Below are 7,147 nucleotides of genomic sequence, written 5' to 3'. Positions count from 1 at the left end.
GAGCCGCAGCGCAATTGCTGCGTGCCAATTCGACCGCTGCCCCGGCTTCGACCACCGCCGCCTGGGCGCGGTCGAGTTGTTCGCGACCGCGCCGGGCCGCGGTATCCGCACGGGTCCGTTCGGTGCCGGCCTTCTCGACCGTGCTCAATGCTGCACGCACCACCCGTACGTCACCGTCGCGTTCCTCGGCGTGACCGTGCAGCGCGGCGGTGAGCTGATCCGGGCGGACACTCCCGGGCAGCGCGGTCCACGCGATTCCGGCGTCCTCGGCAGCGAGTTGCAGTTCGTCCTCGGCCTGGGCGAGTGACTCCACGAGCCGGGCGACAGCGGCGTCTGCCCGTGCGGCCTCCTCGGTGCGCTGGAGCAGCGTCGCCTGGGCTCTGCGGGCCTTGTCCACCTGCTGTGCGGTGGACTTCTCGAGTCTGGAGACGACGTGTGCCAGGTCGTCGAGCTGGGTGCGGCCCTGGTACGCGGTCGAACGCTTGAGCGCGTCGAGATTCTCGGTGGCTTGTTCGAGGGCGCGCTCGGCCAGTGCGAAACCGGTTTCCGCCGTGGCGCGGGCTTCCTGGCTGCGAGTGTGTTCGGCGGATGCTCGGTGGAGGTCGGCGATTCCGTCCTCCACCGCCTTCAGCCGGATCGCGAGCTGGTCGATGTCCGAACGGGCCTGCTGGCGAAGATACTTGGTGTAGACGCCGACGAATCGCTGCGTCGCCTGGTCGGCTGCGGCGAGCCCTTCGAGGGCGCGTCCTACCTCTTCCATGTCGCTGAACGAGCGTGCGGCCTCGAGAACCAGTTGTTCGTCCAGGGGCCGCAAACCGTCGGTCAGTGCCTGGGACAGGCCCTTGGGATCGAGATTCTTCGCCAGCTGCGGACGCCGGAGGGTGAGGATCAGGGTGATCAACTGGTCGTATCGTTCTGCGCCGAGCCCGAACATTCGGGCATCGATAGCGCCGCGGTAGTCGACCGGCCGATCGGTCAGGCAGTCGGTGCCGAGCTGTTCACCGAGCTGTTTCTTGGTGAGCGGGCGATCGTCCGAGCCGAGCAACGAGAAGTCGACGCCCACTCGGCCGTCGGCGACGAAGTACCACCGGGTGACCTTGTCGTTGGTCCGGGTGGCGCGCATCCCGATTCCGACGGTGACCGCTTCGGGATCATCCTTCGGGCCTCGGCAGAACTCCATCCACACATACGAGTACGCGCTGTCCTGCCCACGGTAGAGCAGGTTCGACTTCATCGTTCGCTCCTCGCCGGCAAACGGATTGAGCCGCCGCGGTTCGATGCGGCCGTCGAGAACGAAAGGGAAGAGCACCTCGAGCGCCTTGGTCTTGCCCGAGCCGTTGGGGCCGCGGAGAACGAGCCTGCCATCCGCGAAGGAGAACTCCTGATCGCGGTAATCCCACAGGTTGATGATCCCTGCACGGGTGGGTCGGAAACGCGCGCTGGTCATCGGATGGGGTCCTTGATCTCGTGGGGTGAACGGTCGAACAGGTCGATTTCCGGCGTCCGGTCCCGGATATTGACGACGACACCGCGATAGCGGGCCAGGGCGGGAAGCACGAGAACACCACCTGGAACGACAGAGACGAGGCTGAGCCGGTCGAGTAGTGCCACGGCGGCCTTGCCCAGACCGTCGCTGTCGGCCTGCCATCCTGCGGCGAACGTCCTGCCGAATCGATCGAAGAGAGAGCTCATCGTCGACCGGATCCAGCTGTCCTCCACGAGCGGGTACAGGACCGGTTCCGGCGACGACGGCGGCATCTGCGGGTCGGGTACGTCTCCGGCCAGACTGTCGAAGATGCCCGACAGGGGAACCGCTCGGTCGAGCTGGTCGACCAGTGACGCGGTGGCATTCTCGGGCACGGGCAACCGTGCCAGGTCGGGGGCGTCCGGATCGAGCACGCGATCCGCCAGCTCGCCCGCGAGGAGGAGTGCGACCTGGGCGACGGTACCGGTGCCCGGGAACCTGGTGTCGGACAGACGCCCCGACGAATCGATCATGGCGATGCCCTCGCGGCGGCGCTCCGCGACCAGACCGGTGAGAAGTTCGACGTCTGCCGCGGTGCGGGGGAGCGCGAGCTGCAACTGTTCGTCTTCGGTGAGTTCGGCGGCGTACACGACGGGCCGTTCGACGAGAGCGCGCCGTACCCGCCGTGCCGTTTCGTTCGGGTCGGCGGCGCGATCGAACGGTGCGGTGTCCGCCTCGGTGTCGGTACCGGCGAGGAGTCCGCGGATCGAGCGGAGGTGCTGCAGCGCCCGGGCGGGACGGAACAGGGCGATCACCACCGAGCGGTCGATGTCGTAGAGTGCCTCTCCCGCCTCGGGATTGGCAGCCCAGCCCCCGGCATCGCCGTCGGCGAGGGCGATCGCTCCCCGCGTGGCGAGCCAGCCGACCGCGTCCACGAACGCGTCGCGGTCCGCGGCGCGCTCGGTGGCGAGTGCGATGCCCTCGACCTGCGCGGCAGAGGCGGCTACATGATCGGCGAGTTCGGACAGGGTGATCTGGTTACCGGCCCGGCCGAGGGCAGCCAGTGCCAACGTGAGGTAGGCGTAGCGGTAGCGGTCGAACGTGCGGTCCGTGGAGGTCTTGGCGGGGGCTCCGGGATCGAGTCGATCAGCGACCGTGAACAGGCGGGCGGTGGTTTCCGTGACTTCGAGCCGATACCCGAACAGCTCCTGCAGATCGTCCCGGAGTTCGGTTGCCCACCGCCGCAGGAGAGGTAGCGCAATCCGATCCGGGTATGTCTGCGTCACCAGGTGATTCGACAGAATCATCCGCGCGGCCCGCTGGTACGTATCGAGCGAGAGGGGCGGGATGTCGCGGGCTCTCACTGAACGCTCACCTGCAGTCCGTCGAGATACAGCCGACCCCGGGCCGTGCACACGACCGTGGATTCGGTGTGCGGGCTCAGCGTGAGCTTCACACCGTTCTCGGAGCCGGACGCACCGGCAACCCTGCCGCTCACCGGAACACGTGCCGTGAGTGCGGCATTGAGGAGGTTGAGCAGCACATCGGTTTCGGCATTGTCGAGAATCCGTTCGTATACCCCGCCGGCGGCCAGGGATCGGGCTGCAGCGGACCGTGCTCGCTGGGCGGCCAGCTGTTCCTCGCGCAGTCGCCGGATGCTCGCCTCGTTCCGCTGCACGCGGGCGGGCGCACCGGGTGAGGGTGGTCGCCCTGTTTCGGCGAGGGTGCGGGAGATCTCGACCGGCGGCGCCTCCCACCAGGACCGGGATTCGGGGATGATGTCTGCGTCCGGATGCACCATCGAGAGGTGCCGTGGGCGGCCGAGATCGAACACCGCCCGGAACAGTGCGTGCGCGGCATCCTCGGACGGGGTTGCGGCAAACCATCCCGCAAGGTGCCGGAGCTGGCTTTCCCGGCTCACCCCGCCCCTGCGGGTCTCGGTCACTCGTCGCAGCAGCGACAGCACCGCGGCGATCGCACTCATGGTGCCTTCGCGCAGTCGTTCCGACTCGCTGGGACCCGACTCCGGCGGCAGGAACCACTGCGTCAACCCCACCCACCGGGAATGCCAGTCGGCTTCTCTCTCCGCCAGGGACAGGAATACTCGTTCGTCGCTCGACGCGGCCCGGCGGACGAGGTCGTCGATGCCGGTCTCGTCGACTGCGCGAATCGCTTCGGTCAGTTTCGGTGCATACCGGGAGAGATCGGAGCTGAACTCGCGCATGTGGGTAAGTAGCGCGTCCTTGTGTGAGAGGAAAGTCTCCGGTGTGATCTCCGTGGTCCGGACCAGATCTCCGAGGGTCAGATAGAAATGCGCGGCGCGGGAGGCCATGTCGGACAAGGTGGCGTCGAGTCGGTTGAGTTTGCGGAAGATGAGGTCGTTGTCGGCGGACATGTTGGCGGCGGCCAGTTCCTTCATGTCGGCCAGCAATTCCGGCAGTGCGAGCCGGGAGAGCGACGCATCGTCGAGTCGTGCAGCGAGGACGTCCTCCACTGCGCGGAAGACCTGATAGCCGGCCTGACTCAGCTGGTAGACGAAATGCCGGTTTCGGTACTCGGCGAGAGTTGCGGCCCGGGTGCCGTCGTAGCTGCGTTCGAGCACCTCCCAGACATGGAGTTGCTCCAGTAGGGGGGTGATGTCGGCGGGTGAGAGGTGTCCGGACTCGTCGTCGCCGGCGATGCGTTCGAGAATCCGGGCCACCTCGGCGGCGTGGAGGAGGACCACGTAGTTGGCGCGGGCGTGGTCGAACGCGCGCAGCACCCACAGATACTCGACGCGTTTCTCCGCGGTGGCGAAAGAGAACAGCTTCAGCCGATCGTCGCGTACGAGCAGATCGGGGAGTGACCCCTCGGGGCGCGACCACTCGCGGGAGTTGCCTGATTCGCTCACGGGAACAGGTTATGCGGTGATGCGAGGTCCTTGGCGTGGCCCACCTCGATCGCTCCAACTAATAATCCGCGGGGGACGGAATACCGGGAATAACCGAATTAGTGTGTCCGGTCCCGATCGGCTCCAGATGGGTCACCTCCGCAGGAAGGTCACCATGTGCAGTCGGATGGAGATAAGCACCTCGACCGCGGCGACGCCCCACACTCAGAGCACGAACGACACGAAGACGAGTGCAACGCCCACAAGCATGGCACCCACGGCGGATGCGACCAGCCAGGCGCTCCGCACCGACGTCGGGGACCCGCTGGGGAATTCGTCCTCGGCGCTGTCGCCGACGTGCTCCGGCGGCGATGTGGCGACCGCGGTTCCGCCCGCGGAGCGTGTGGAACCGATGCTTTCGGGCCGGCTCCGGACAGGGCTTCGGCCGTTCGACGTATCGCGGCCGGGCGAACCGGTCCGACTGGACGAACCGTCCTTGCCGGCCGAACCTGCGCGACCGGGTGCTGCGCCGGGATTGCGTCCTCCGGGTCCGCACGCGCCGGCGTCGTCCGCGGCAACGGCGTCGATCACCTCGGTGACGTCGTAGGAGGGTGGCAACCCGATGGGAGTCACCCGGTGGGTGGTCGGATTGAACCCGGCCGCACGGATCGCGGCCCCCAGCGCGGCCGTCTGCTCGGGGCCGGGTCCGACGACGCAGCGGACGCCGAACTTCGCGGTCACGGCGTCCGCGAAACCCTGGATCGCAGCGGAGTCACGTGCTATCAGGCCGTCTCCGGTGACGACGACGGCATCGAGATTGCTCGGAAGCCAGCCGAAGGCACCGAGAGCTGTGGCGATCTGTGCGGCAGGCGATCCTCCCGACGAGAACCGGAACGCCTTGCCCGCCTCGACCCCCGAGCGGATCAGAGCCACGGTGGCCCCGGTGTCGTCGACGTGGTAGATGCTGACCAGTTTGCCCGGGCGTTCGGCGATTTCGGATTCGAACCAGGCTGCCGCAGCCTCGGCGTCGGAGACGAGGGAGAGGTAGGACAAGTCGGCGTAGTCGAGGGCATCCCGAAGAGCAGACACAGCCGCCGAATCCCACTTGGTGGGGTAGCTGGCAATAATGTCGGGAGCGCCGCCCGTGCGTCCGCCGTGGTCGGGAAGTGGTTCACATTCCCGGAGCAGGCAGCGCATCGCGCCGGCCACCAGGTCTTCGGCGCGATACCGGGAGCCGTCCCCGACGGCGACCCCGGCCGGATCGCCCACGCGAGCGAGGAAACCCGACAGGGTGTGGGTGTCTCCGACGGTGCGTGGCGGCGAACCGCCGAGAATCGCGGTTCCGTCCGGGCACATATGCAGGACGGTGTCCCGCACGATGACGATCGGATCCGCTGAACCCGGATCGTTCGACGCGACCACCGCCGTGGATACGACGCTGCCGATCCTGAGCCCGACTCCCATGGACATGCAAGTTCCTCACTTCGTGTGCAGACGGGTTGCGGCATCACCGGGACGTCCGTCCGATCCCCGGTGAGGCCACAAGAAGAACATCCTGCTCCTCGTGCGTCGCCGAGCGCGTCATCACTCGCGGCGTGGCGTGATCGTGTCTTGCTATTCGGTCGTCTTCGCCCTGAGCGGAGTCCGCCATTCGCCTTCGTTGTCGGCGAGCCAGCCGATCAGGTGTTCGGCCTCCTGCTGCTGCCGGCTGTTGCCGGCGAGCAGATCGGCGAAGGCCTGCGTGGGTGCGACCAGCCGGATGTTCGAGCGGAAGAGTGTGCGTTCGAAGACGGCGGCCGATCGGGGAGTGGCGATGAGAACGTTGGCACCTGCCTCGACGGGCCGGAGCCCGAGGGCACCGGCGAGCGCATCCCCGTGGTCGGCATAGATCTGCACCTGTTGGGCGGGGGCGTACTCGACGGACGCCGCGGCGGCGAGTGACCCCGTGACGGCGTAGAGGTGGCCGGATTGCTCGGCCAGTTGAGTGAGGAACGACTCGATGCCGTCAGGTGCGAAGTACCCGACGGTGGGGCAGTCCTTGAAACTGGAGTCGCTGCTCCACGCACGCAGCATCTGCTGCCAGCGGACGTTGGTGATGGGACCGCGGGGGAGGCGCTCGAGGAGATCGCGCTCTTCCAGGGTCTCCACGACGCGATACGTGGCGCCGGTGGACGCGCCCGCCAGCCGGATGAGTTCCGGGACGGTGAGCTGGCCCGAGTGGTCGGCCAGGGCCCGGACCACCCGCGCGGCGGGATCGCCGGTGAGCTGAGCTGCCGGCCGTCCGGGACCGCGCCACGGATCGGCGTCGGCGCCCCGGTCGCGGACCCAGATGGCCGGCCGGTCCGCGGCGAGCGAGGTGTTCCCGGTGGCATCGGCGTAGGACAGTCCCCTGGCGTCGAGCTGTCGCCGCACCGGTTCGGAAAGGTATCGGGCGCAGACGAATCCGCGGTCGGAGTCCGAGAGACCGTCCGCAAACCGGGCGGCGTCCCCAGCAAGGACGCCGCGGGCCGGAATGACGGAGAACGAGGCGACCTCGCCGTTCGGGGCACCGACGAGGAGTCGCTCCGGAGCGTCGGCGAGGGAGCGGGACTTGCCGGCCGTGAGCGTCCAGCCGTGGGGGAGTGCGGCGTGGAGCGTGGCTATCGAACGCCGGTACAGGTCGATGTCACGTTCGGGCTTGGGAAACGGCACCTTCGCCTCGTGCCCGGCGAGTTCGGGCTTCTCCTGATTCGTCACCTTCCCAGGTTACATCAGTCGGTCTGTGACGGAACCCTAAAATTGACCGAATACTGCGCAGCCAACGCTCGTACCTT

The 7,147-nt window shown here is 67.7% G+C and carries 4 protein-coding genes and 1 pseudogene; all 5 read right to left on the bottom strand.

Annotation, left to right across the window (positions count from 1 at the left end; all coding sequences use genetic code 11):
• A pseudogene (locus tag WAW17_RS07095) lies at positions 1 to 1,447 on the bottom strand (TIGR02680 family protein); the annotation flags it as partial.
• Positions 1,444 to 2,829: a TIGR02678 family protein gene (locus tag WAW17_RS07090; RefSeq protein ID WP_422332289.1), complete on the bottom strand. Its 1,386-nt coding sequence runs from the start codon at positions 2,827 to 2,829 to the stop codon at positions 1,444 to 1,446. The gene WAW17_RS07090 and the pseudogene WAW17_RS07095, both read right to left, overlap by 4 nt.
• The gene (locus WAW17_RS07085) at positions 2,826 to 4,277 is read right to left on the bottom strand and encodes a TIGR02677 family protein (RefSeq protein ID WP_422332290.1); all 1,452 of its coding nucleotides are present in this window, start codon (positions 4,275 to 4,277) and stop codon (positions 2,826 to 2,828) included. The genes WAW17_RS07090 and WAW17_RS07085 overlap by 4 nt, the downstream gene beginning before the upstream one ends.
• A 282-nt stretch (positions 4,278 to 4,559) precedes the next feature.
• Positions 4,560 to 5,804 carry a hypothetical protein gene (locus tag WAW17_RS07080; RefSeq protein WP_422332288.1) on the bottom strand — a complete coding sequence of 415 codons (1,245 nt, stop codon included), beginning with the start codon at positions 5,802 to 5,804 and terminating at the stop codon, positions 4,560 to 4,562.
• Between the two features lie 144 nt (positions 5,805 to 5,948).
• Positions 5,949 to 7,070: a helix-turn-helix domain-containing protein gene (locus tag WAW17_RS07075; protein ID WP_422332287.1), complete on the bottom strand. Its 1,122-nt coding sequence runs from the start codon at positions 7,068 to 7,070 to the stop codon at positions 5,949 to 5,951.
• Between the last annotated feature and the right edge of the window lie 77 nt (positions 7,071 to 7,147).

It is taken from the genome of Rhodococcus sp. (in: high G+C Gram-positive bacteria) (assembly GCF_049286785.1).
Lineage (GTDB): Bacteria > Actinomycetota > Actinomycetes > Mycobacteriales > Mycobacteriaceae > Rhodococcus_F.
The sequence above is the reverse complement of the archived record's forward strand: the minus strand, read 5'-3'. Positions and strand labels throughout refer to the sequence as shown.